General features: G+C 69.5%; 26 protein-coding genes and 2 tRNA genes. 15 read left to right on the top strand and 13 right to left on the bottom strand.

What is annotated here, in order from left to right; genetic code table 11:
- Nucleotides 1–65: 65 nt before the first annotated feature.
- The 9 genes from BLQ91_RS25515 (at nucleotide 66) to BLQ91_RS42875 (ending at nucleotide 6,161) form a co-directional block, all read left to right on the top strand.
- Entirely contained in the window at nucleotides 66–1,433 is a 1,368-nt protein-coding gene (locus tag BLQ91_RS25515; protein WP_090100539.1) for an FtsK/SpoIIIE domain-containing protein, read from the top strand.
- Nucleotides 1,434–1,528: 95 nt separating this feature from the next.
- On the top strand, nucleotides 1,529–1,969 hold the full coding sequence (locus BLQ91_RS25510; RefSeq protein WP_143022803.1) for a hypothetical protein: 441 nt from the start codon (nucleotides 1,529–1,531) through the stop codon (nucleotides 1,967–1,969).
- Nucleotides 1,966–2,298: a WhiB family transcriptional regulator gene (locus BLQ91_RS25505; RefSeq protein WP_090100535.1), complete on the top strand. Its 333-nt coding sequence runs from the start codon at nucleotides 1,966–1,968 to the stop codon at nucleotides 2,296–2,298. Before BLQ91_RS25510 ends, BLQ91_RS25505 begins: the two co-directional genes overlap by 4 nt.
- A gap of 2 nt (nucleotides 2,299–2,300) precedes the next feature.
- On the top strand, nucleotides 2,301–2,486 hold the full coding sequence (locus BLQ91_RS25500; protein ID WP_090100533.1) for a hypothetical protein: 186 nt from the start codon (nucleotides 2,301–2,303) through the stop codon (nucleotides 2,484–2,486).
- A 37-nt stretch (nucleotides 2,487–2,523) separates the two neighbouring features.
- Nucleotides 2,524–3,348: a hypothetical protein gene (locus BLQ91_RS25495; protein WP_245733804.1), complete on the top strand. Its 825-nt coding sequence runs from the start codon at nucleotides 2,524–2,526 to the stop codon at nucleotides 3,346–3,348.
- Nucleotides 3,349–3,449: 101 nt separating this feature from the next.
- Nucleotides 3,450–4,811 carry a replication initiator gene (locus tag BLQ91_RS25490; RefSeq protein ID WP_090100531.1) on the top strand — a complete coding sequence of 454 codons (1,362 nt, stop codon included), beginning with the start codon at nucleotides 3,450–3,452 and terminating at the stop codon, nucleotides 4,809–4,811.
- On the top strand, nucleotides 4,808–4,987 hold the full coding sequence (locus BLQ91_RS25485) for a helix-turn-helix transcriptional regulator (protein ID WP_090100529.1): 180 nt from the start codon (nucleotides 4,808–4,810) through the stop codon (nucleotides 4,985–4,987). Before BLQ91_RS25490 ends, BLQ91_RS25485 begins: the two co-directional genes overlap by 4 nt.
- A complete protein-coding gene (locus BLQ91_RS25480; RefSeq protein WP_245733803.1) occupies nucleotides 4,987–5,808 on the top strand; it encodes a tyrosine-type recombinase/integrase in 822 nt (273 codons plus the stop codon). Before BLQ91_RS25485 ends, BLQ91_RS25480 begins: the two co-directional genes overlap by 1 nt.
- Before the next feature lie 5 nt (nucleotides 5,809–5,813).
- On the top strand, nucleotides 5,814–6,161 hold the full coding sequence (locus tag BLQ91_RS42875; RefSeq protein WP_245733816.1) for a tyrosine-type recombinase/integrase: 348 nt from the start codon (nucleotides 5,814–5,816) through the stop codon (nucleotides 6,159–6,161).
- 67 nt (nucleotides 6,162–6,228) lie between these two features.
- Here the strand turns inward: BLQ91_RS42875 and BLQ91_RS25475 are convergent.
- Nucleotides 6,229–6,303 (bottom strand) — tRNA-Ile (locus BLQ91_RS25475).
- Between the two features lie 103 nt (nucleotides 6,304–6,406).
- Here BLQ91_RS25475 and BLQ91_RS25470 point away from each other — a divergent pair.
- On the top strand, nucleotides 6,407–6,868 hold the full coding sequence (locus tag BLQ91_RS25470) for a GNAT family N-acetyltransferase (protein ID WP_090100527.1): 462 nt from the start codon (nucleotides 6,407–6,409) through the stop codon (nucleotides 6,866–6,868).
- Here BLQ91_RS25470 and BLQ91_RS25465 read toward each other — a convergent pair.
- Both BLQ91_RS25465 and BLQ91_RS25460 read right to left on the bottom strand, forming a co-directional pair.
- Nucleotides 6,823–7,680, bottom strand: coding sequence for an oxygenase MpaB family protein (locus BLQ91_RS25465; RefSeq protein ID WP_090100525.1), 858 nt, complete (start codon nucleotides 7,678–7,680; stop codon nucleotides 6,823–6,825). The genes BLQ91_RS25470 and BLQ91_RS25465 overlap by 46 nt on opposite strands.
- A gap of 137 nt (nucleotides 7,681–7,817) precedes the next feature.
- Nucleotides 7,818–7,890, bottom strand: a tRNA-Asn gene (locus BLQ91_RS25460).
- 144 nt (nucleotides 7,891–8,034) lie between these two features.
- On the opposite strand from BLQ91_RS25460, the gene BLQ91_RS25455 reads away from it, so the two are divergent.
- Nucleotides 8,035–8,316 (top strand): hypothetical protein, encoded by a 282-nt coding sequence (locus tag BLQ91_RS25455; RefSeq protein ID WP_090100523.1) that lies wholly within the window; start codon nucleotides 8,035–8,037, stop codon nucleotides 8,314–8,316.
- A gap of 6 nt (nucleotides 8,317–8,322) precedes the next feature.
- On the opposite strand, the gene BLQ91_RS25450 is transcribed toward BLQ91_RS25455, so the two are convergent.
- Genes BLQ91_RS25450 through dnaG form a run of 3 tightly spaced genes read right to left on the bottom strand, consistent with a single transcriptional unit; the run spans nucleotide 8,323 to nucleotide 11,477 of the window.
- A complete protein-coding gene (locus BLQ91_RS25450; protein ID WP_090100521.1) occupies nucleotides 8,323–9,063 on the bottom strand; it encodes a trans-aconitate 2-methyltransferase in 741 nt (246 codons plus the stop codon).
- A 24-nt stretch (nucleotides 9,064–9,087) separates the two neighbouring features.
- Nucleotides 9,088–9,588 (bottom strand): hypothetical protein, encoded by a 501-nt coding sequence (locus BLQ91_RS25445; RefSeq protein ID WP_090100519.1) that lies wholly within the window; start codon nucleotides 9,586–9,588, stop codon nucleotides 9,088–9,090.
- Nucleotides 9,588–11,477: a DNA primase gene (dnaG, locus tag BLQ91_RS25440; RefSeq protein WP_090100517.1), complete on the bottom strand. Its 1,890-nt coding sequence runs from the start codon at nucleotides 11,475–11,477 to the stop codon at nucleotides 9,588–9,590. Before dnaG ends, BLQ91_RS25445 begins: the two co-directional genes overlap by 1 nt.
- Nucleotides 11,478–11,512: 35 nt before the next feature.
- Here dnaG and BLQ91_RS25435 point away from each other — a divergent pair, with 35 nt between their 5' ends.
- Both BLQ91_RS25435 and BLQ91_RS25430 read left to right on the top strand, forming a co-directional pair.
- Entirely contained in the window at nucleotides 11,513–12,376 is an 864-nt protein-coding gene (locus BLQ91_RS25435) for a sigma-70 family RNA polymerase sigma factor (RefSeq protein WP_245733802.1), read from the top strand.
- Nucleotides 12,377–12,489: 113 nt separating this feature from the next.
- Nucleotides 12,490–13,116 (top strand): dioxygenase family protein, encoded by a 627-nt coding sequence (locus BLQ91_RS25430; protein ID WP_090100513.1) that lies wholly within the window; start codon nucleotides 12,490–12,492, stop codon nucleotides 13,114–13,116.
- Here BLQ91_RS25430 and BLQ91_RS25425 read toward each other — a convergent pair whose 3' ends face one another.
- A complete protein-coding gene (locus BLQ91_RS25425) occupies nucleotides 13,117–13,929 on the bottom strand; it encodes a class I SAM-dependent methyltransferase (protein ID WP_245733801.1) in 813 nt (270 codons plus the stop codon).
- A 4-nt stretch (nucleotides 13,930–13,933) separates the two neighbouring features.
- Nucleotides 13,934–14,491 (bottom strand): carboxymuconolactone decarboxylase family protein, encoded by a 558-nt coding sequence (locus BLQ91_RS25420; protein ID WP_090100511.1) that lies wholly within the window; start codon nucleotides 14,489–14,491, stop codon nucleotides 13,934–13,936.
- Nucleotides 14,492–14,573: 82 nt separating this feature from the next.
- Between BLQ91_RS25420 and BLQ91_RS41620 the strand changes: the two genes are divergently transcribed.
- Nucleotides 14,574–14,750 (top strand): hypothetical protein, encoded by a 177-nt coding sequence (locus tag BLQ91_RS41620; protein WP_176959955.1) that lies wholly within the window; start codon nucleotides 14,574–14,576, stop codon nucleotides 14,748–14,750.
- Here BLQ91_RS41620 and BLQ91_RS25415 read toward each other — a convergent pair.
- From BLQ91_RS25415 to BLQ91_RS25395, 5 genes are all read right to left on the bottom strand, one after another.
- Nucleotides 14,747–15,265, bottom strand: coding sequence for a Scr1 family TA system antitoxin-like transcriptional regulator (locus tag BLQ91_RS25415; protein ID WP_090100509.1), 519 nt, complete (start codon nucleotides 15,263–15,265; stop codon nucleotides 14,747–14,749). The genes BLQ91_RS41620 and BLQ91_RS25415 overlap by 4 nt on opposite strands.
- A gap of 69 nt (nucleotides 15,266–15,334) precedes the next feature.
- A complete protein-coding gene (locus BLQ91_RS25410; RefSeq protein ID WP_090100507.1) occupies nucleotides 15,335–16,339 on the bottom strand; it encodes a serpin family protein in 1,005 nt (334 codons plus the stop codon).
- Between the two features lie 15 nt (nucleotides 16,340–16,354).
- Nucleotides 16,355–17,362, bottom strand: a complete 1,008-nt coding sequence (locus BLQ91_RS25405) for a serpin family protein (RefSeq protein ID WP_090100505.1) — start codon at nucleotides 17,360–17,362, stop codon at nucleotides 16,355–16,357.
- A gap of 32 nt (nucleotides 17,363–17,394) precedes the next feature.
- The gene (locus BLQ91_RS25400; protein ID WP_090100503.1) at nucleotides 17,395–18,633 is read right to left on the bottom strand and encodes a deoxyguanosinetriphosphate triphosphohydrolase; all 1,239 of its coding nucleotides are present in this window, start codon (nucleotides 18,631–18,633) and stop codon (nucleotides 17,395–17,397) included.
- The gene (locus tag BLQ91_RS25395; protein ID WP_245733815.1) at nucleotides 18,633–19,217 is read right to left on the bottom strand and encodes a YdcF family protein; all 585 of its coding nucleotides are present in this window, start codon (nucleotides 19,215–19,217) and stop codon (nucleotides 18,633–18,635) included. Before BLQ91_RS25395 ends, BLQ91_RS25400 begins: the two co-directional genes overlap by 1 nt.
- Nucleotides 19,218–19,358: 141 nt before the next feature.
- Here BLQ91_RS25395 and BLQ91_RS25390 point away from each other — a divergent pair, with 141 nt between their 5' ends.
- Nucleotides 19,359–20,090: a Type 1 glutamine amidotransferase-like domain-containing protein gene (locus BLQ91_RS25390; RefSeq protein WP_090100499.1), complete on the top strand. Its 732-nt coding sequence runs from the start codon at nucleotides 19,359–19,361 to the stop codon at nucleotides 20,088–20,090.
- The last annotated feature ends 6 nt before the right edge of the window (nucleotides 20,091–20,096 follow it).

Below are 20,096 nucleotides of genomic sequence, written 5' to 3'. Positions count from 1 at the left end.
CAACGGCCGATCACTCACCCGTGGTCGGCCGTTGTTGTTCTCTCCCAACACTTTCGGAGGTTGCAATGTCCAAGCGCTCCCGCGGTAAGTCTGCTCGTTCGCAGGGTGTCGAGTTCGCGGCGGTGGTGTGGGCAGTACGCCACCCCGGCTCGATCGTCGGTCCTTCGGCGCTGGTGGCCTCGCTGTCCCACCTCGGCCCCACCACGACCGGCATGGTGCTCGGTGGCACGGCTGCGGGTATGAGTGCCTGGTACCGGGCTCACCCGGACACCTTTGACACCTACGCGGCTCCGAGGCTGCGGGCGTGGCGTCGTCGCTGGGCGGGTGCGTATACCGGTCGCCGCTGGTCGGACCTGATGGGCTCGTGCGGGCTGACGCGAACACATCCGCGTACCGGGCAGGTCCTGGTTCCTCGGGTAGTCCGGGTGCGGTCGTGGTCGGCCTCGGTGGACACGGTGCGGGTGCGACTGGTGCACGGGATGTCGTTCAAGGCGTTCGTGGACGCGACTGACGATCTGGCGGACACGCTCAAGGCCGAACGGGTCGCGGTCGAGCGGTCGGCTCCTGGTGAGGTGGTGCTGATCGTCCAGCGTGATGAGCCGTTCGCGCACATCATTCCCTCGCCGGACCTGGCGGAGGACGTGGCCGACGTCGATCCGATGTCGCTGTACATGGGTGAGGACGAGTTCGGGCGCGAGTACCGCGAACCGCTGTACGGCACGCACTTCCTGCGCGCTGGTGAGACCGGTTCGGGTAAGAACTCGCTCCCGGCGCAACGTCTGCGGGCCGCTGCTCCGCTGATCCGCGCTGGCTTGGTCCGGCCGTGGGTGATCGACCCGAAGATGATGGAGTGGGGTTGGCTCAAGCCCGTCTTGGCCGGCCGCTACGCCGACAACCCCGGTGACGGCCTGGAGCTGCTCAACGACTTCGTGTCGAACATGGAGCGCAAGCAGAAGCGCATGCAACGCGCCAAGCTCCGCAAAGCCCCGGTCTCCGAAGAGTTCCCGATCGACTGGCTGATCTTCGATGAGATCGGCTACGCGATGGCCTACCAGTCCGACTACGCGCACTCCATCTGCGGTCAGACCGCGATCGTCGCTTCCACCGGCCGTACCACGCATGACGTGATCGAGGCGTTGGTGCAGGAGCCCACGAAGGACACTGTGCCGGTTCGTGAGCTACTGCCGCACCGCGTCTGCCTGCGGGTCTCCAGCTCCGGCCACCCGGACATGGTCCTCGGTGACGAGATGCGGGCACGCGGTGCGATCGCCGACGAACTGCCGCAGGGTGAGGAGTTCGCCGGCATCGGGTTCGCCCGCGCACCGCGGACTCGTCAGCCTCGCCGCATCCGCGTCGCCTACACCAACGACGCCCAGTGCTCCGAGCTGGTGTCGTACCTGCGAGAGCCGACCACGCTCCGCGCCGTCTCCTGATCTGCTCCGCTCCTCTGCCTACTTCGAACCTCACAGGAGGTCTGTTTGCCATGCCCGCCAACGACAACCGCTCACTGGATCGCATCTTGCGGACGGTGCGCGGACACATCCGCACCTACAACTTGCCCCGGCCGGACCGCCTGGTCATCTCCACCCCATCCCGCTCGGTGCACGCAGAGTTCACTGCGGGCACGGCGGTTGACCGGTTCGCCGCTGTGCTGCTGTGGACGGCCACCCTGCACGGCACCGAGTTCGGCCTGACCTATGGCGCTCGTGACGAGATCCGCCTCGCCGCCACCGGCCAGACCAGCACGGGCATCGGGCTTGGCCTGACGTGCTCAGGCTCGGTGTTCGAGCTGGGCGGCACCGTCGAGGAACACGACGGCCTCAACGGCTGGACTCACCGGTTCGCCACCCTGCCCGGCCTGCCCACCCTCGCCGAAGCCCGTACCAACTTCGCCTCGTACGACGAACTCGCCCGCTTGGTGGCGTCGGCCCGCACCGTTACTCCGGCTGTCGCGGGAGTGGCGGCGTGAACCCCTACGACCACCCCGGCTACGTCGGGATCCGCGCTCTGATGCTCGCGCTGTTCGGCCCGTCCGGTACTCCGCCCGCCTGGCGCGCTGACGCCGCGTGCACGGGAGAGGACGCCGAACTGTTCTTCACCACCGACACCACGGCACAGGCCCTGGACGTGTGCGCCGGTTGTCCGGTCATCGACCAGTGCCGCGCCGACCACTTGGAGTGGGAGAGCCGCACCCGCTCGCGCCGCTTCTACGCCTCTGGCGTCGTCGCCGGCACCACCGGATCCGAACGCAACCAGACCTACTACCCGCGCACCACCACCCGGAAGGAAGTCGCCTGATCATGAACGTCCAACTCGTCATCCCCGTCACCCGCAAGACCCCCGCCCGCGCGATCGGTCTTGGCCTGACCGTCCTGGCCGGCCTCGTCGTCATGTGGTTGCTCGTCGGCTGGCTCGGAACCGTGGTCTTGGCTGTCGAGCTGTTCTTGCTCGGCAGGCTGCTCCTGAACGCCGCGCACGGTCGTTAGCCGTGTCCGCACCGGATCCGCCAAGGGAGGTGAACCCGTGAAGTTGTTCCAGCGCAACAAGAACATGACCGGTGATCGGCCGGAACCCACCCGCGCCGTGCGCCGTCTGCGGCATCAGCTCGATGAAGCACACGACGTGCATGCGCTGGCCGACGATCCGCTGCTGGCCGTGGTCAACGCCGACCGGCTGCGTGTCTCGATCAGCCGTTCGCTGTGGTGGTTCCTCGCGATCGGTCTCGGGTTCACCACCACCGGCGTGCACGACTTCCTCGCCGGGCACCTCACTCCCACCGATCCACTGTGGTGGGGTGCTTGGCTGGTCGAACCCGCGCTGGCCGGAATCCTCATCACCGTGCTGCGGTGGGAGTCCGAGATGCTCGCACGCGGCCAGCGCGTTGACGACGATCCGGTGGTCAAGCTCAAGCGGCTGCTCCTCGCCGCGACGCTGATCACCAACGTCTGGTCCGCCGTCTCACCGTCGAAAGGCCCGGTGAGCGCGGGCAACGTGTTCCTCCACGTCGTCATCCCCGTCGTGGTGTTCCTCCTCGCTGAGGTCATGCCGATCGTTCAGCAACGCTGCGTCGCCGTCCGGGACGCAGCCCTGCGCGAGGCCGCTCGACGTGACCCGGTCCGCCGCGACGATGCTCCTGACTCACCGCCTGTAACCACAGCCCCCGCTCCGACCGTGAGCAGCGTCAGCCCTGATCCGCTCGCGGGCCTGCGGCTTCCTCCGCCGATGCGCGCCACGCTCACCGCTCGCATGGACGAACTCGGCCGGCCTCTCACCGCTCCCGAGGTCTCCGAGCTACTGCGGCTGCCTGCGGACTTCGCCGCTCGCGTCGCTGACCAGCTCGCCGCCTGAGCCACGAGCAGGACCCCTCGCCTGCTCCTCATGAGGGCGGGGCACGACAGACCTCATCGTGTCCCGCCCTTTCGTCTGTCCGCACGAAAGGAGGCCTATTGATGCTGCCTGGAGACCCTTACACCACCCTGGAAGACCGCATCGCCCGCAAGGTCGCCTCGCCCGGCTACCGCGAATGGCGAGCCAAGGTCACAGCCACCAACGGCTGTGCCGTCCCCGTCCGCCTGTTCGGCGCGTGGCAACTCCACGACGCCACCACCCGCAAGGTGCTCGCGCACCACGGCGGCGAGATCTTCGTACCCTGCGGCAACCGCCGCTCCGCCGTCTGCCCGACCTGCTCCGACCGCTACGCCGCCGACGCCTACCACCTCATGCACGCCGGACTCGCCGGTGGCTCCAAGGGCGTCCCGACCACCGTGACCGACAAGCCGCGGGCGTTCGCCACCCTCACCGCCCCCTCGTTCGGCGCGGTGCACAACCGCTTCACCGCAGGCAACGGCAAGACCAGGCCGTGCACGGGCTGCGGCGAATACCACCACCAGGCCGACCCGCGCATCGGTACCGCCGTCGACCCTGGCGGCTACGACTACGAGGGCTCGGTGCTCTGGCAGGCCAACGCCGGTGCTCTGTGGCACCGCTTCCGTATCGCGCTCAACCGCGAGCTGGCCAACGCCGCAGGGCTCAAGGTCCGCGAGTTCACCGACCACGCCCGGCTGTCCTACGCCAAGGTTGCCGAGTACCAGCGACGCGGGCTCGTGCACTTCCACGCCGTCGTGCGCGTGGACGGCCCTGACGGTCCTCACGACCGCACTCCATCATGGGTCACCAGCGAACTGCTGGACGCCTGCGTGAAAGCTGCTGCGGCCTCGGTGAGGCTCACCGTTCCCCGACCGGACGGCGTCGCCCTCGACCTGCGGTGGGGCTCACAGGTCGACGTCCGCCCGATCCGCGCCAACCAGGCCCACGAGGTCGAGAACGCGGATGGCTCGATCAGCGAGACCCGCCTGGCCGCCTACGTCGCCAAGTACGCGACGAAGACCACCGGCAAGACCGACGGCACCGACCGGCCGATCCGCTCCCAGCTCTGCATCGATCACGCCAAGGTCAGCGACCACCACCGACGCATCATCCAAACCGCATGGGACCTCGGCGGCCTCCCGCAGTACGAGGATCTCAAGCTGCGCCGTTGGGCGCACATGCTCGGCTTCCGAGGCCACTTCCTCACAAAGTCCAAGCACTACTCCACGACGTTCAAGTCCATTCGCGACGAACGCCGTGCCTTCCGGCAGGCCGAAGTCCTCGAACGCCTCGGCCTCGAAGCCGACTCGATCGTCGTGATCAACGACTGGGCCTACCAGGGCAACGGCTATGACACGGACGCGGAACGAGAACTCGCCGCCGCATTGGCCGGCCGCATCCGCGACAACCGACGACGCAAGTACGAACAGGAGACACATCAATGAGCAAGCTGTGGTCTATTAAGGACGTTGCTGACTTCCTCGGCGTCCCCGTCCAAACGCTTTACCAGTGGCGCACAAGGAAGTACGGGCCTCCGGGTCGTCGTATCGGAAAGTACGTCCGGTACATCCCTGATGAGGTCGTGGCCTGGTTCGACGCCCAGCCGAACGGGGTCAGCTGATGGGACGGAGGCCGCTGGATGTCGGTACCTACGGCAAGATCCGCTTCTACTCGACCTCGACAGGTTGGCGCGCCACCACGAAGTTCCGCGACTACGACGGGATCACGCGCCCGGTCGAACGCTCAGGGAAGACGAAGACGGCCGCTGAGAGAGCGCTCAAGGAAGCACTCCGTGACCGCATGGCACCCGGAGAGGAAGGAATGATCACTGCGGAGAGCCGGTTTCGTGATGCGGCTGAGGTGTGGCTTACCGAGTTCCGCACGGCTGTTGCGGTCGGCACTCGTTCCCCCACGTCCCTGGAGACCTACGAAGGCCGCTTGAACGGGATCGTCCTGCCGGCCATCGGCGAACTGCGGATGCGCGAGTTGACCGTGGCACGGCTCGGAAGGCTCATGACGACCGTGCAGGCTCGACAGAGCACCGCGACCGCCAAAACCGTGCGCACTGTCGTATCCGGGGTGTGCGCGGTGGCTGTGCGGCATGGTGCGCTGAGAGCCAACCCGGTGCGGGACGTTGCTCGGTTGGAAGGGCGCAAGATGCCGTCACGAGCGCTGGCTGAGGACGAGATGGCGGACCTCCTGGCGAAGCTCGACGCCGACGAAGCCGCGGTTCGTCACGATCTACCTGACCTTGCTCGGTGGTACGCGGGCACAGGTGAACGGACCGGTGAAGGTCTCGCGGTTCACTGGTCGCACCTCGACCTCGACGCGGGGACCGTGGACTGGGCAGGCAGCGTCATCCGAGTCAAGGGGCAGGGGCAGCGGATCAACGACGGCAAGACCGAGGTGTCCAAGCGCGCTTTGGCAATCCGTCGTGGCTAGTGACGATGCTGCGAGAGCGGCGTACACGGCTCGCTAAGCGGTTCAACGTCGCGGAGGACGAGTTGCAGGGGCCGGTCTTCCCGAACTCGCTCGGCACGCTCCGCGACAAGAACAACACGCTGGCCAGGTGGCGAGAGTTCCGGCAGCGCGCTGGATACCCGTGGGTGACGTTCCGGACCTTCAGGAGGTCGGTCGCCACGCTCCTGGACGACGCGGGTCTGTCGGCTCGGCAGATCGCGGAGCAGCTCGGGCACTCGAAGGTGTCGACTACCCAGGACGTCTACATGGGGCGCCGGGTGACGAGTCGCAGGGCGGCTGACGCACTGGACGAGGTTAAGTGGTCGACCTCGTAAAGTGCGGGAAAAGTGTGGGGGTGATCTTGGTTGACGACGAGGTCACCCCCATTGAGCAGCTAGTTCGTGGGGCAGGTCGGATTCGAACCGACAACCTGACAGATTATGAGTCTGCTGCTCTGACCGGTTGAGCTACTGCCCCCTGCAGCGACAAGCTCCCCCGCTAACGCTGCGTGGTGGAGGATACCGATCACGCCGGACGGGCCTTGCGCGCCCCCGTGGCGAGCGACACATAGGCTGCACGCGTGCGCTTGACCCTCCGCGACTTCACCCCGGCGGACGAGCCCGAGGTGCTGCGGTTGTTCGCCGACTGCGACGACTGGTTCCAGGCCGCGACGGGTCATCCGTCCGGGCCCGGTGACGTGCAGAGCCTGTTCTACGCCTTGCCGGAGGGGACGGCGTTCGAGCAGAAGCACCTGCTGCTCGCGCAGGCCGAAGGTTTGATCGGGTTCGTCGACCTCGTGCTGGACCACCCGGCGCCGGGGCACGCGAGCATCCGGTTCTTCCTGGTGCCCAAAGACCTGCGGAGGTGGGGCATCGGGCGGGAGATGGCGCGGGCGCTGGCCGAGCGGTTCCCAGGCGTCACGCGCGCGCACGTCCAGCTGGACGACTTCGAGCCCGGCACCGAGTTCCTCAGGGCGCTGGGGTTCACGCCCAACGGTCAGGGGGCGGTACTGGAGCTGGCGCCGAGGTCGGACGGCCGGTAGCCGCGCGGGTAGCCGGGGTAGGTGCGGTTGCGGGTGGAGGTCAGCTTCAGTTCGCGGCGCACCGGCATCCGGCGGACCACGGCGGCGCGCAGGCGCAGCGCCAGTCGGCCCGCGGCGCCGACCCACGCCGGGGGCGCCGTGAAGCCGAACGCGCGCACCATCTGCTCGTCCAGCATCGCGACCACGGCACGTGACACCGCCGGGCGCGCGACGGACGGGTACCACGAGCAGAACAGGTCGAGCGTGTACTGGCCGATGCGGCGGTTCGACGGCGCGAACACGAAGTGTTCCTGCTCGTAGGCCGCCTTGAACGCCAGGAACTCGTCGTAGGCGGCCGGGATCTCGCGGATCCCCATGCGGGCCCCGACCGCGCGGTAGAAGTGGAACGCGGCCAGCCGCTCGTTGTGCGTCAACGGCCGCCAGCCGTAGCGCTGCAGCCAGTCGATGGGGTCGTAGATGAACGTCGACAGCACGTAGAGCATGTCGGCGTTCGAGATGTCGTAACGGCCGTGCTGCCGGTTGACCACGCGCAGCGCCTCACGACCGCGCGGCGAGTCGTAGCCGTGCTCCACGAGTTCGGCCATCAGGACAGCGGTGTCGTCGTAGCGCTTCTGCGGCCGCCGTTCGAACTCGCCGGTGCGTTCCAGCAGCCCCGAGATCGTCGGGACGCAGTACGTGCGGAACAGCGCCATCTCCAGCGCCTTCTGGTAGTCCCACGGGAACTCGAGGCCGGCGGAGATCCGCATGATCTCCTGGTGGTCGGTCACGGGGTCCAGGGCGGAGATGTGGCGGAGGTTCGCGAAGCGGGCCATGCCCCCAACGTCATGCACGGAAGCCGAAACCGGAAGACCCCACTCGGATGAGCAGGGTCGCCGCTGAGTTCACGAAGAGGCCGTGAACGACGTGAGGCCCCGTCCTCGACCGGACGGGGCCTCACGTCATTGCTACGCTCCCCCAACTGGACTCGAACCAGTAACCCTGCGATTAACAGTCGCATGCTCTGCCAATTGAGCTATGGGGGAATGTTCTGTTGTTCTGCACTGCCAGGCTTGGTTCCTCCTGACAGTGGGTAACTCTACATGAGCCCCGAAAGGGGTTTTGCAAGCCCCCCCCCGCTTTGCGGCAAAAAACGGCCTGACCAGGCACGATGCGAGAGGAGACGCCACATGAAGAGCATCTTGGTCGGTGCGGCCATCGGCTACGTGCTCGGCGCGAAGGCCGGACGGGAGCGCTACGACCAGATCGTGCGCCTTTGGCACCGCTTCGCCGAGAACCCGACGGTGCGCAAGACGGCGACCCAGGCGAAGGACAAGGCGTTCGAAGCCGCAGTTCAGGCCAAGGACCTCGCCGCCGACGCCGCCGAGAAGGCCGCGGAGAAGGCTCCGTGGAAGCACCAGGCGGAGTCGAACGGCAAGGCCTTCACGCCTCCGGCGACGCCGCGGGCGTGACGAGCTTCACACTCGCGCCACCGCGAAGATCCGCCTGAAAGGGAACCAAGTGGTGCCGTCGGCGCGCGCGGGGTACGCCTCGCGCAGCCGCGGCGCCAGTTCCGCCAGGTAAGCCCCCCAGTCCGCTGAGGACAGTGCGGCCCGGACGGGTCGCAGTGCCGTTCCGGTCACCCATTCGAGCACCGGGTCGGGACCGGAGAGCCGCTGCACGTACGTCGTCTCCCAGACGTCCACAGTGGAGCAGTCGCCCAGCAGTCCGGCGTACTCCACCGGGCTCAGAACCGGCTTCTCGCCACGGAAGACGTGTGCCAGCGCCTCGCCCGCCACCTCGCGGACCAGCCTGTGCGACGGGCTCGTGAAGTTGCCCGGCACCTGGAACGCGAGCCACGCGCCCGAAGGCAGCGAGGAAGCCCACCCGGACACGATCGAGGGATGCTCGGGGATCCACTGCAGCACCGCGTTGGACACCAGGACGTCGGTGTCGGGCGCCGGGCGCCAGGTCGTCACGTCGTCCACGCGCGCGTCGACGCCGGCGGCACGGGCCGCCTCGACCATCTCCGGCGACGAGTCGAACGCCTCGACCACGGCCGCGGGCCAGCGCGCGGACAGCGAGACAGTCAGGTTGCCCGGTCCGCAACCCACGTCCACCACGCGTCGAGGCTCCGAGGCCCGCACGCGCGCCATGAGTTCGTAGAACGGCCGCGCCCGGTGATCGGCGAAGGCCAGGTACTGCGCCGGATCCCACATACGACTAACAGTACACGCGTACTGCTATCCCGCGAGCTTCGCGGCGAACGCCGAAACGGCCTCGCGCACGTCGGCGAGGGCGACACCCGCGTCGCCGCGCGCCTGCCACACCACGCCGTCCTGGCCGGGGATCTTGCGCTGCAGGATCCACACGCCCGGCGACTCGACGCGTTCGCGGTGCCGGATCGACCCCTCGACGCGCTGGCTGATCGCGCGCAGCACGCGACCGGGGTCGTCCAGGCCGAACCGTTGTGCGGGAAGGTCCTCCAGCAGCACGACAGGCCCTTCGACGGAGGCCTCGGTGGCCTCCACGACCCGCAGCGCGCCCTCCCACTTCACCTTGCTGACGAGGTGCCAGCCGATCCGGCGTGGCTCCTCGCCCGGCAGCCACAGGCCGAGCGACGTCACGACTAGGTGGCCGCCGCCCTGCACGGGCGCGGACGCGATGACGGTCTCGTCCTCGTCCAGCGCGCCGGTGAACCCGTCCGGCGCGCCGTTGCCGAACAACCGCTTGAACAAGCCCACTACAGCACTCCAGCGCTCTGCTGCAGGAGCGCCTTGCGGTACTCCTCCAGCGCCACCAGGTCGCCCCACAGCGCCCGGTACTCGTCGGCGTCCTTGATCGGCGACAGCCGCCGCAGCCGCGACTTCACGTCCTCGACCTGCTTGCCGACCTGCACCTCCTGCAGGCGCGCGATCACCATCGACACGTAGCGGAACTCGTCGTTCTGCTTGACGGTCAACGGTTCCACGGCGAGCTCGGTCAGCACCGACCGCACCGACGCGTACCGGCACGCCTGCGAGATCGCGTCCAGATACGCCGTGCCCGCGAGGCCGCTGGACGCGCCACCGGCGTCGCGGATCGCGCGGTGCAGCGCCACGTACGCGGGGTCGGTGAAGGCCTCGTCCGGCAGCGAGTCGTACAGCGGCCCGGCGTACTCCGGCAGCCGCAGCGCGATCTTGAGGACCTCGCGCTCGGGCACCAGCCGCGGGTCGCGCGGGTTCGGCCGCGGCGGGCCGTCGACCTCGACGCCGAGCGCCATCTGGTTCGGGTCGGTGCGCTGCGCGGGCGCGACCGGGGCCTTGCCGCCGGCGGTCTGGCGCACCCGGCGCACGACCATCGCCTCGTCGTCCCAGCCGACCCACCACGCGAGCCGCGTCGCGTAGCCGTCGCGCTTGGCGCGGTCCTTGATCTGCGCGACGAACGGCACCATCTTCTTGAGCGCCTCGACGCGCCCGTCCACTGAGTCGAGGTCGTACGCCTTGAGCTGCGCCTTGATGGCGAACTCGATCAACGGCGTGCGCCGCGCCACCAGGTCGCGCACCGCCACGTCGCCCTTGGCCTGCCGCAGCTCGCACGGGTCCATGCCGTCGGGCGCCACCGCGATGTAGGTCTGCGCGCTGAACTGCTGCTCGCCCTCGAACGCCTTCAGCGCGGCCTTCTGCCCCGCCTCATCGCCGTCGAAGGTGAAGATGACCTCGCCGTTGACGTCGTCGTCGATCAGCAGCCTGCGCAGCACGTTCATGTGGTCCGTGCCGAACGCCGTGCCGCAGGACGCGACCGCCGTCGGCACGCCCGCCAGGTGCATCGCCATCACGTCGGTGTAGCCCTCGACGATGACCGCCTGCTTGCGCTTGGCGATCTCGCGCTTGGCCTGGTCGAGCCCGAACAGCACGTGCGACTTCTTGTAGATCATCGACTCGCTGGTGTTCAGGTACTTGGCCTGGATCGGGTCGTCGTCGAAGATCCGGCGCGCGCCGAACCCGACCACTTCGCCGCCGATGTCCTTGATCGGCCACAGCAGCCGCCGGTGGAACCGGTCGATCGGACCCTGGCGGCCCTCCTTGGTGAGCTGCGCCTTGATCAGCTCCTGCAGCTCGAAACCCCGCCCGAGCAGGTACTTGGTGAGCTTGTCCCAGCCGCCCGGCGCGAAGCCGCACCCGAACTGGCGCGCCGCGGCCTCGTCGAACCCGCGCTCGGCCAGGAACTCCCGCGCGGGCTGCGCGTCCGGCGTCGCGAGCTGCTCCGCGTAGTACTCGGCGGCGGCCTTGTGCGCCTCGATGAGCCTGCTGCGCGTGCCCCGGTCGCGCTGGACCGTCGCGCCGCCGCCCTCGTAGACGAGCTGGATGCCCGCGCGGTCCGCGAGCCGTTCGACGGCCTCGACGAACGACAGGTGCTCGACCTTCATCACGAAGGCGATCACGTCGCCGCCCTCGCCGCAGCCGAAGCAGTGGAACGTGCCGTGCGACGGGCGCACGTTGAACGACGGCGTCTTCTCGTCGTGGAAGGGGCACAACCCCTTGAGCGCGCCTCCGCCGGCTCGCTTCAGCGAAACGTGGTCACCGACGACCTCGTCGATCCGGCTGCGCTCACGCACCAACGCGATGTCGCTCTCCCTGATGCGTCCTGCCACGCGTCCGAGTCTAATCCTTTGGCAAACTGCCAACCGTGACCGCCGCTGACGTCTTCGGACTCCACCGAGCGCACCTGATCGGTGTCGCCTACCGCCTGACCGGCAGCGTCGCCGACGCGGAGGACGCGGTGCAGGAGGCGTGGCCGCGGTTCGCGAAGGCGGAGCACGTGCAGGACCCCCGCGCCTGGCTCACGACGGTGGTGAGCCGCATCTGCCTGGACCGGCTGCGCTCCGCCGCCGTGCGCCGCGAGACGTACGTTGGCTCGTGGCTGCCGGAGCCGTTGCTCACCACCGGCGAGGACGAGGACCCGCTGGCGAGCGTGGTCCGCTCGGACGGCGTGCGGATGGCGGCGCTGGTGGTGCTCGACCGGCTCACCCCCGACCAGCGCGTGGCGTTCGTGCTGCACGACGCGTTCTCCTTGCCGTTCAACGAGATCGCCGGCGTGCTGCAGGTCTCGGAGGCCTCCGCCCGCCAGCACGCGTCCCGCGCCCGCAAGGCCGTCGCGGACGCCGAGCCACCGCCCCGCGCGGCGCTGGCGGAGCAGCAGGAGGTGCTGGAGAAGTTCCTGCGGGCCATGTCGAGCGGGGACATCGACGCCGTGCTCGAGCTGCTCCACCCGGACGCCGTCATGATCGGCGACGGGGGCGGCAAGGTGCGCACGGCGGTCCACACGGTCTCGGGCGCGGACAAGGTCGCCCGCTTCTTCCTCGGCCTGGTGCGCAAGTACGGCCACCCGCAGGCGCACCGGCCGGTGCTGGTCAACGGCGACTTGGGCGTGCTCATGCCGGCCTATGGCGAGGTGACGGCCCGTGTGACGGCGTTCACGGTGCACGACGGCAAGGTCGCCGCGGTCTACGACATCGCGAACCCGGACAAGCTCACCCACGTCGAGTTCTGACGGGCTTTTGGTCTGGACCGTAACTGGAGCCGCGAATCGTTCCGGCACTAACGTTCGGCCCGTCGGTCCAGCCCAAGCCCCCTGCCGCGGGTTGCAACCACCGGAGTTCGACCATGCCCGAACAAGACGTCCCCTCACGCCGGGCGTTCCTCGCGACCGGCGCGGCCGCCGTCGTCGCGCTGACCGCCGCCGGCACCACCACGGCGCGCAGTGCGCCCCTACCCCTGACCCCGACCTGCGTCGATGACGACGACACCCCGTCGAACATCGAGGGTCCCTACTTCAAGCGGGACTCCCCGCAGCGCACGAACCTGCGCACGCCCGGCGTGACCGGCGTCGTGCTCAGCCTGACCGGGTTCGTGTACACGATGAAGTGCGAGCCGATCCCGAACGTCCTGCTGGACTTCTGGCAGGCCGACGACCGCGGCGTGTACGACAACCGGACGTACAAGATGCGCGGGCACCAGTTCACCAACGCCTCCGGCGCGTACGTGCTGGAGACGATCATCCCGAAGGACTACCCCGGCCGGACCCCGCACATCCACGTCAAGGTGCAGGCGCGGGGCGGTCCCGTCCTCACCACGCAGCTGTTCTTCCCGGACACCCTGCGGGCGTACGGGATGAACGTGGCCTGGCTGAACCGGCGCGACGCCTACCTCGACCGCGAGTGCGAGGTCGCGCTCGGGCCGCTCGTCGGCAACCGCTACACCGCCAGGTTCGACTTCGTCATCGACACGTGATCACCACCGCAGGCGCAGCAGCTTCCCGACGTCGCGGAGCTTCGGGATCGCGCTGACGACCTTCATCTGGATCCTGCCGGACCTGGGCAACGCGTCCAGGTGCGGCAGGTCCACGCTGCGCCAGGCGTCCACTGTGGTCAGTCCGGGGTGCAGCGCCTCGATCTCGCGCGGGTCGTCGACGCCCCAGTGCAGGGTCGCGCCCGCGTTGCGCACGGCCGGCACGAGCTTCTGCAGCTTGATCCCCCACGACCCGTAGACGTCGAACAGCAGCTCACCGCTGGGGAACCGCTCGGTGATCCGGCGGATCAGCGCGTGGCCGTCCTCCCGCGTCAGGTACATCGTCAGGCCCTCGAACACCCCGGCGACCGGACGGTCGGCGGGCACCTCGGCGAGCCACGCGTCCTCGGTGACCGACGACGCCACCAGCCGGTAGTCGCCCGGCGGCGCCGGCAACAGCTTGTGCCGCAACGCGACGACGTCCGGCATGTCGACGTCGACCCACCGCGCGGTGGCGGGCCGCTCGATCCGGTGCGCGCGGGTGTCGAGGCCGCAGGCCAGGTGCAGCACCGTGCAGGAAGGGGTGCGGCGGAGGAACTCGCGCGTCCAGTCGTCGAGCACCCTCCCGCGGATGGCGACGCCGACGGCGCTCGTCGTGGTCATCCCGGTCTTCGTGAAGTCGTAGTCGATTCGGTCCGCGGCGCGCTTCGCCTCGTCGTCGTGCAGCACGGACGCGGGGCGCTCGCTGTCGAGCGCCCGTCCGTACAGCGTGGCGAGCATGGTCTCCTGCGCACCCGTCAGGGTGATCTTCTCCACCTTCCTAGTGTGTCGGGACGCGGCAGGCGTCACCACTGGTGAATCCCTGGTCCCTGATGTCGAACGCGCTGTTGAACCGGGCGCGCTGGTTCTCCAGGGCGATCTGGTAGGTCAGCGCGACGAGTTCCCTGCGCCCCAACAGCCGCTCCAGCTCGGCGACCTGCTCGTCGGTGACGGTGACGGGCGTGCCGGTCATCGCGTCGGCGTAGGCGAGCGCCTTGCGCTCGACGTCGGTGAACAGCGGCGAGGTGGCGTAGTCGTCGATGTGCTCGAGCCGCTCGACGTCCAGACCGCCGTGCTTCATCAGCATGGCGCCGAAGTCGACGCACCACGAGCAGCCGAGCCGCACCGCCGTGCGGTAGACGCAGAGCTCGAACAACGGCCCGTGCACGGCCTTCTTGACCGCCAGCTCGTGCCGCCCGCTCGCGATCAGCAGCCGCGGGTGGTGCGCCATGACCGTGACGGGCTCCGGCACCGCCCCGAACTCGCGCCGCGCGAACCAGTACAGGGCCTTCGTGAGCAGGCCCGCGTCCTTCTTGGTGACCCCGTTGATCCTCGTCATGACCAGTGGACGGGGCAGCCCGCCGGAACGTGACACCTTTGGGTGACTGGGTCGGGAGGCGGTCTGCTCATAGGGTCCACGCATGAGCAACGACTTCGTGCTGGACATCGATCACGAGTCGGCCGGCCTCCTCGCGGGAACACTGCTGGCGGGCGATTCGTGCGCGGTGCCGGTGCGACACCAGAACGTCAAACTGCTGCTGTGCGCGCTGCCGGGCGAGGAAGGGATGCGCCTGTTCCTGCGGCGGAACACGCCTTAGCGGTCGTACACGGCCACATATTCCATGAGCACGTCGCGCGACCGTTCGTTGTCGAGAGCCACGGCGTGCATGCGCTGGAAGATGTGCACGGCGCGTTCCACGGTCGGCGCGTCGCTGGCGAGCGTCCAGTTGGCGAGGTAGACCAGCGGCGGCTCGTGCTCGTACTGGATGAGCGCGTAGTCGAGCCCGACCGCCGCCGCCCCGCCCGCGCTGGCCGGCACCACCCGGATCGACGACGCGTGGAACAGCAGGTGCAGAACCTGGTCCTCCATCAGCCGGTTGCCGCCGACCACGGTCTGCAGCGCGTACTCGTGGATGAAGAACACGCACCGGGGCAGCACCCCGTCCTGCCGCAGGTCGGGTGTCGGCGCGAAGCCCAGCGCCCTGGTCAGCGCCTTCGCGTAGCACTCGGTCCTGAGCAGGACGGGGATGGTGACGCCGCTGAAGCAGGTGATACTCGTGGCGCCCGCCGCGGCGAGCACGACGAGCTGCTCGCCGGCACCGTGCTGGGTCATGCGCAGAACGGTAAGCCCATGATCATGATCGCGCCGTGCGAAACGCTCGCCCATCAGAGCGGCACGCCGTCACGGATGGGCGACCTGCGCGAGGAAGTAGACGGCCTTCGACTCGGCGTGCCGGACCACGAGCAGGAACGGCCGGTCGACGTGCACGAGCACCGGGTCGACGGGTGGCCGCGAACGCGCGCCCCGGGTCATCACGACCGCGGTCGCGGCGGCGCCCTCCAAGCCTCGCTCGTCCACGCGCAGCACGGCCTCGTGGACCACCTCGCTCACGACCAGGTGGTCCGGTGAGAGCCCGGTGAAGTCCGCGCCGGCCGAGAACATCGTGCCCACGCCGACCCGTTCGAGCACGTCGCTGAGCTCGAACTTCTCGCGGACGTCCACTTTGGGCAGCAGCAGCGTGATGCCGGCGCTGTCGTCGACGTCGAACGCCGACGCGCCGAGCGGCTGGTCCAGCGACTCGTCGGGCAGCAGCACGAGCACCTCCACACCGGACCTCGCGGGCAGCACGACCGTCCGCCAGCCGTTGCGGTGGGCGTGGCCGAGCCGGGCCGCGACCTCCATCGTCGGCACCTCCACGTCACCACCGGGAGCGTGGAACAGCCGTGGCTTCGTGGCGTTGGCCTTGAACGGGCGCTGCCAGGAGACCTTGAGGTACAGGGCGTTGACGAGGACGGCGACGGTAGCCGGCGAGACATGCCCGAGCAGCTCGGGGACCAGGCCGCGCGTCGCCTCCCCGACGGCCGCGTTGATCAGCTCGCGCGCGGTCCGGTGGTCGGAGAACGCCGTGCGCCGGACCGACGACGCGAGCGGGAAGCCGGGGTTCAGGGCCAGGCCGTCGTCGGCCCACAGCATGGCCGCGAGGGCGAGTTCCGGCACCTCCAGCGCGGCGCCGAGTTCGAAGCCGGAGAGCAGGACGTCCAGCTCGGCACGGGTCCGGCCGCGGGCACCCTCCCGCGCGAGGGCGAGCGCGCAGGCCACCGAGAACGGTGACCAGCACGCGTTCTGCGACGGATCAGGGACGGCGACGCGGTGCAGGTCCAGGGCGAAGTCGGCCTGATCGGTCAAAGAACCTCCAGCTGGCTAGGGACGGGCGACCTGCGCGAGGAAGTAGATCGCGCCGGAGCGGGCGTGCCGGACCGCCAGCAGGAACGGCCGGTCGACGTCCACCACGACCGGGTCCGCCGGGATCTCGAAGGACACCGTCCGGAACGTGACGGCGGTGGCCGCGGCGCCCTCGAGGCCCTCCTCGTCCAGGCGCAGCACCGCCTCGTGGACCACGTCGTCGACGAACAGCCGTTCGTCCGGCGAGAGCCCGCTGAAGTCCGCGTTCCGCGTGAACATACGCCGGATCCCGAGCCGCTCCACCACGCTTTTCAGCGTGAGCTTCTCGCGCACGTCCACTTTGGGCAGTGACAGCTCGAGCCGGGTGAACTCCCGCGCCTCGAACACGGCCGGGGTCAGCGGCTGCTCCAGCGACTCGTCCGGCAGCAGGACCACGGCCTCGACGCCGGAGTCGGCGGGCAGCACGATCGTCTGCCAGCCGTCGTGCCGGGCGTAGCGGAACTTCTCGGTGACCTTCATCGTCGGCACGTCCACGTCACCACCGGGCGCGTGGAACGGCTTCGGCGCCGTCTCCCCCGCGGAGAACGCGTTCAGCCACCCGACCTTGAGGTACAGGGCGTTGACGATGATCGCCGCGGCGTCCGCGGGCGGCGGGCTGTCCAGCAGCTCGGGGATCAGGCCGCGGGTGGTCTCGGCGACGTCGGTGTTGACGAGCTTGCGGACGGTCGAGGGATCGGAGAACGCCGTGCGCCGCACCGAGCCGGCGAGCGGGAAACCCGGATCGAGGGTCAGGTCGTCGTCGGCCCACAGCGTGTTCGCGACCGCCAGCTCCGGCACGTCGAGCGCGTCCGAGGCGTCGAAACCGCGCAGCAGCCCGTCGAGTTCGGCGCGCGTCTCGCCGCGGGCCGCCTCCTGCGCGAGGGCGAGCGCGCTGGCCACGGAGAACGGTGACCAGCAGGCGTTCGAGGACGGGTCGGGGACGGCGACGCGGTGCAGGTCCAGGGCGAACTCGGCCTGATCGGTCACGGGGGCTCCTGTCGTCGGCGACCTCCTCGAACCTACGCCGATGCGCGGTGCCAGGCCACGGCCTGGGCGTCGGTGAGCAGCGCGACCTGGTCGACCACGACGCGCAGCCTCGCCGCGGGGGAGGACGCCGCCGCGAACAGCGGGCGGAACGCCGGGTCGAGCAGCGTCGGGCGTTCCAGCAGGCGGGTGACGAGGTCGGCGATCAGGTCGCGCTGCCGGGCCTGCATCGCGAGGCGGGCGGGGTCGCTCATCACGTACCGCACGGCCATCGCCTTGAGCAGCGCCACCTCCGCGGCGACCTGCCTGGGAACCTCCAGCGAGGCGTTGTAGCGGGTCAGCGCGCCGTCGCCGTGCACCTCGCGGGTGGCGGTGACGGCGGCCGAGGCGAAACGGCCCACCAGTTCGCTCGTCAGGTTCTTCAGCGCCACCTGCGCGCCCAGCGAGCCGTCGTACTCGTGGCCGGTCCAGTACGCGATCACCGGCAGCGTGAGCAGCTCCTCGGCGGTCGCCTCGAGCGTGGCCACGGACTCGTCGGAGAACGTCTTCGCGGCGAGCGAGGCGATGGCGGCGCGTTCGTCGGAACGGGCCAGCGCGCCGAGGCTGATGCGGTGGGCCAGCACGCCGTCCTCGACGTCGTGCACCGAGTACGCGACGTCGTCGGACCAGTCCATCACCTGCGCCTCGATGCACCGCTCGCGGTCCGGTGCGCCCGCGCGCATCCACTCGAACACCTCCAGGTCGTCCTCGTACACGCCGAACTTCACCGTGCCGGGTGTGCGGGCCCACGGGTACTTCGTGGAGGCGTCGAGCACCGCGCGGGTGAGGTTCAGGCCGTGCGCCGACTTGGGTTCGAGACGCGCGAGGATGCGGAACGTCTGCGCGTTGCCCTCGAAGCCACCGCACGGTCCGGCCAGCTCGTTGAGCGCCCTCTCGCCGTTGTGCCCGAACGGCGGGTGGCCGATGTCGTGCGCGAGACCGGCCGTGTCGACGATGTCCGGGTCGCAACCCAGCTCCTCACCGATGCCGCGGCCGATCTGCGCGACCTCCAGCGAGTGCGTGAGGCGCGTGCGCGGCACACCGGTGACCTCGGAGCCCTCGCCGGGACCGACGACCTGGGTCTTGCCCGCGAGCCGACGCAACGCCGCGGAGTGCAGCACGCGGGCCCGGTCACGGGAGAACGGCGTGCGCGTGTCGGTGCGGGCACCCGGCAGCGCGGCGCTCTTGGGGTCTTCGGGGAGCAGGCGCTCCGCGTCGTGGCCGGTGTATCCCATCACCCGATTTTAGGGAGGTTGAACTCCTCGATCACTCCGGCGTGGGCCTTCATCAGGCGGTAGTAGAGCAGCGCTGCGGTCTCGCGCTTGATGTAGTACAGCTGCGTCTCGCGCGTCTGCACGTTCGGGCCGACCCGCGTCGGGGACGTCCACGCCTTCAAGCCCGCGTCCTCGGCCATCGTGCGGGCGCGCAGCGAGTGCCACGGGTCGCTGACGATCACGGCGGTCCCCAGGCTGCGCTCCTGCGCGACCGAGGCGACGGCCCGCAGCGAACCGAGCGTGTCCGCGCCCTCGCCGACCTGGAGCACCTTGTCCTCCGGGACACCGCGCTTGACCAGCCAGAGCTTGCCGACCTGGCCCTCGGTGAAGTTGTCGCCGGGCTGGCGGCCGCCGGTCGTCGCGATGTAGCTGACGACGCCCTCGCGGTAGAGGCCGAGCGCGTGCTCCAGCCGCGCCGCGAGCACGTCGGACGGCACGCCGTTGTACTGGGCGGCGCCGAGGACGATCGCCACGTCGGCCTTCGTCCAGTCGTCGACCCTCGCGACCTGCCACACGCGGAACGCCGTGCCGCCCACCACGAGCATGCCGATGACCAACACCCCGAAGACGAGGCGCAACACGATCCGGCGAATCCTGGCGAGTGGCTTGAGGGGCGTGGTCCGCACACCGTGCATGGTTCCAGACACCACGCCTATCGCGTTGACGCCCCTGCGAGGATCACCATCATGCCTGCTGAGCAGCCCACGATCCTCGCCACGTCCGGCGGTGTGCGCGCCGGGAGCCGCACCTTCCTCGAATTCGGCGGACTGATCCACTTCGCCCTCGACCTCTCCGGCGTGCACGGCCGCAAGCCCCGCCTGTGCCACGTCGGCACCGCCGGCGGCGACCAGCGCGCGTCAAACGCCAACATGGCGGAGGCCGGCCGGGTCGCGGGCGTCGACGTGTCGGTCCTGAACCTCTTCCCGATGCCGCCGACCGACGACCTCGAGGACTTCGTGCTGTCCCACGACGTCGTCTGGGTCGGCGGAGGCTCGGTGGCGAACCTGCTCGCGCTGTGGGAGGTGCACGGGCTCGGCGAGGTGTTCCGCACGGCCTGGCAGGCCGGCGTCGTGCTCAGCGGCGTGTCCGCGGGCTCGATCTGCTGGCACGCGGGCGGCGCGACGGACTCGTTCGGCCCGGACCTGCGGATCGTCACGAACGGCCTGGGCTTCCTGCCGTACGGCAACGGCGTGCACTACGACTCCGAGGAGCAGCGCCGCCCGAAGGTCCACGAGGCCGTCGCCTCCGGTGTGCTGCCGCAGACGTACTGCACCGATGACGGCGTCGGCCTGCTCTACCGGGGCACCGAGTTCGTCGAGGCGGTGACGGAACGCGCGGGGGCGGGCGCCTACCTGGTGACCAGGGACGGTTCCTCAGCGACCGCGCAGGAGGAAGAGCTCGACACCCGCCTCCTGTGAGGCGGA

Origin of the sequence: Lentzea jiangxiensis (genome assembly GCF_900104175.1) — a bacterium.
Lineage (GTDB): Bacteria > Actinomycetota > Actinomycetes > Mycobacteriales > Pseudonocardiaceae > Lentzea > Lentzea jiangxiensis.
Note: the sequence above shows the minus strand (reverse complement) of the source record. Positions and strands in the feature narration are given on the sequence as shown.

Excerpts from the sequence above, each read along its gene's own strand:
- BLQ91_RS25515 (WP_090100539.1), top strand. The coding sequence starts at position 66 with ATGTCCAAGCGCTCCCGCGGTAAGTCTGCTCGTTCGCAGGGTGTCGAG.
- BLQ91_RS25500 (WP_090100533.1), top strand. The coding sequence starts at position 2,301 with ATGAACGTCCAACTCGTCATCCCCGTCACCCGCAAGACCCCCGCCCGC.
- BLQ91_RS25490 (WP_090100531.1), top strand. The coding sequence starts at position 3,450 with ATGCTGCCTGGAGACCCTTACACCACCCTGGAAGACCGCATCGCCCGC.
- BLQ91_RS25485 (WP_090100529.1), top strand. The coding sequence starts at position 4,808 with ATGAGCAAGCTGTGGTCTATTAAGGACGTTGCTGACTTCCTCGGCGTC.
- BLQ91_RS25480 (WP_245733803.1), top strand. The coding sequence starts at position 4,987 with ATGGGACGGAGGCCGCTGGATGTCGGTACCTACGGCAAGATCCGCTTC.
- BLQ91_RS42875 (WP_245733816.1), top strand. The coding sequence starts at position 5,814 with ATGCTGCGAGAGCGGCGTACACGGCTCGCTAAGCGGTTCAACGTCGCG.
- BLQ91_RS25465 (WP_090100525.1), bottom strand. The coding sequence starts at position 7,680 with ATGGCCCGCTTCGCGAACCTCCGCCACATCTCCGCCCTGGACCCCGTG.
- BLQ91_RS25455 (WP_090100523.1), top strand. The coding sequence starts at position 8,035 with ATGAAGAGCATCTTGGTCGGTGCGGCCATCGGCTACGTGCTCGGCGCG.
- BLQ91_RS25450 (WP_090100521.1), bottom strand. The coding sequence starts at position 9,063 with ATGTGGGATCCGGCGCAGTACCTGGCCTTCGCCGATCACCGGGCGCGG.
- BLQ91_RS25430 (WP_090100513.1), top strand. The coding sequence starts at position 12,490 with ATGCCCGAACAAGACGTCCCCTCACGCCGGGCGTTCCTCGCGACCGGC.
- BLQ91_RS25420 (WP_090100511.1), bottom strand. The coding sequence starts at position 14,491 with ATGACGAGGATCAACGGGGTCACCAAGAAGGACGCGGGCCTGCTCACG.
- BLQ91_RS41620 (WP_176959955.1), top strand. The coding sequence starts at position 14,574 with ATGAGCAACGACTTCGTGCTGGACATCGATCACGAGTCGGCCGGCCTC.
- BLQ91_RS25415 (WP_090100509.1), bottom strand. The coding sequence starts at position 15,265 with ATGACCCAGCACGGTGCCGGCGAGCAGCTCGTCGTGCTCGCCGCGGCG.
- BLQ91_RS25400 (WP_090100503.1), bottom strand. The coding sequence starts at position 18,633 with ATGGGATACACCGGCCACGACGCGGAGCGCCTGCTCCCCGAAGACCCC.
- BLQ91_RS25395 (WP_245733815.1), bottom strand. The coding sequence starts at position 19,217 with ATGCTCGTGGTGGGCGGCACGGCGTTCCGCGTGTGGCAGGTCGCGAGG.
- BLQ91_RS25390 (WP_090100499.1), top strand. The coding sequence starts at position 19,359 with ATGCCTGCTGAGCAGCCCACGATCCTCGCCACGTCCGGCGGTGTGCGC.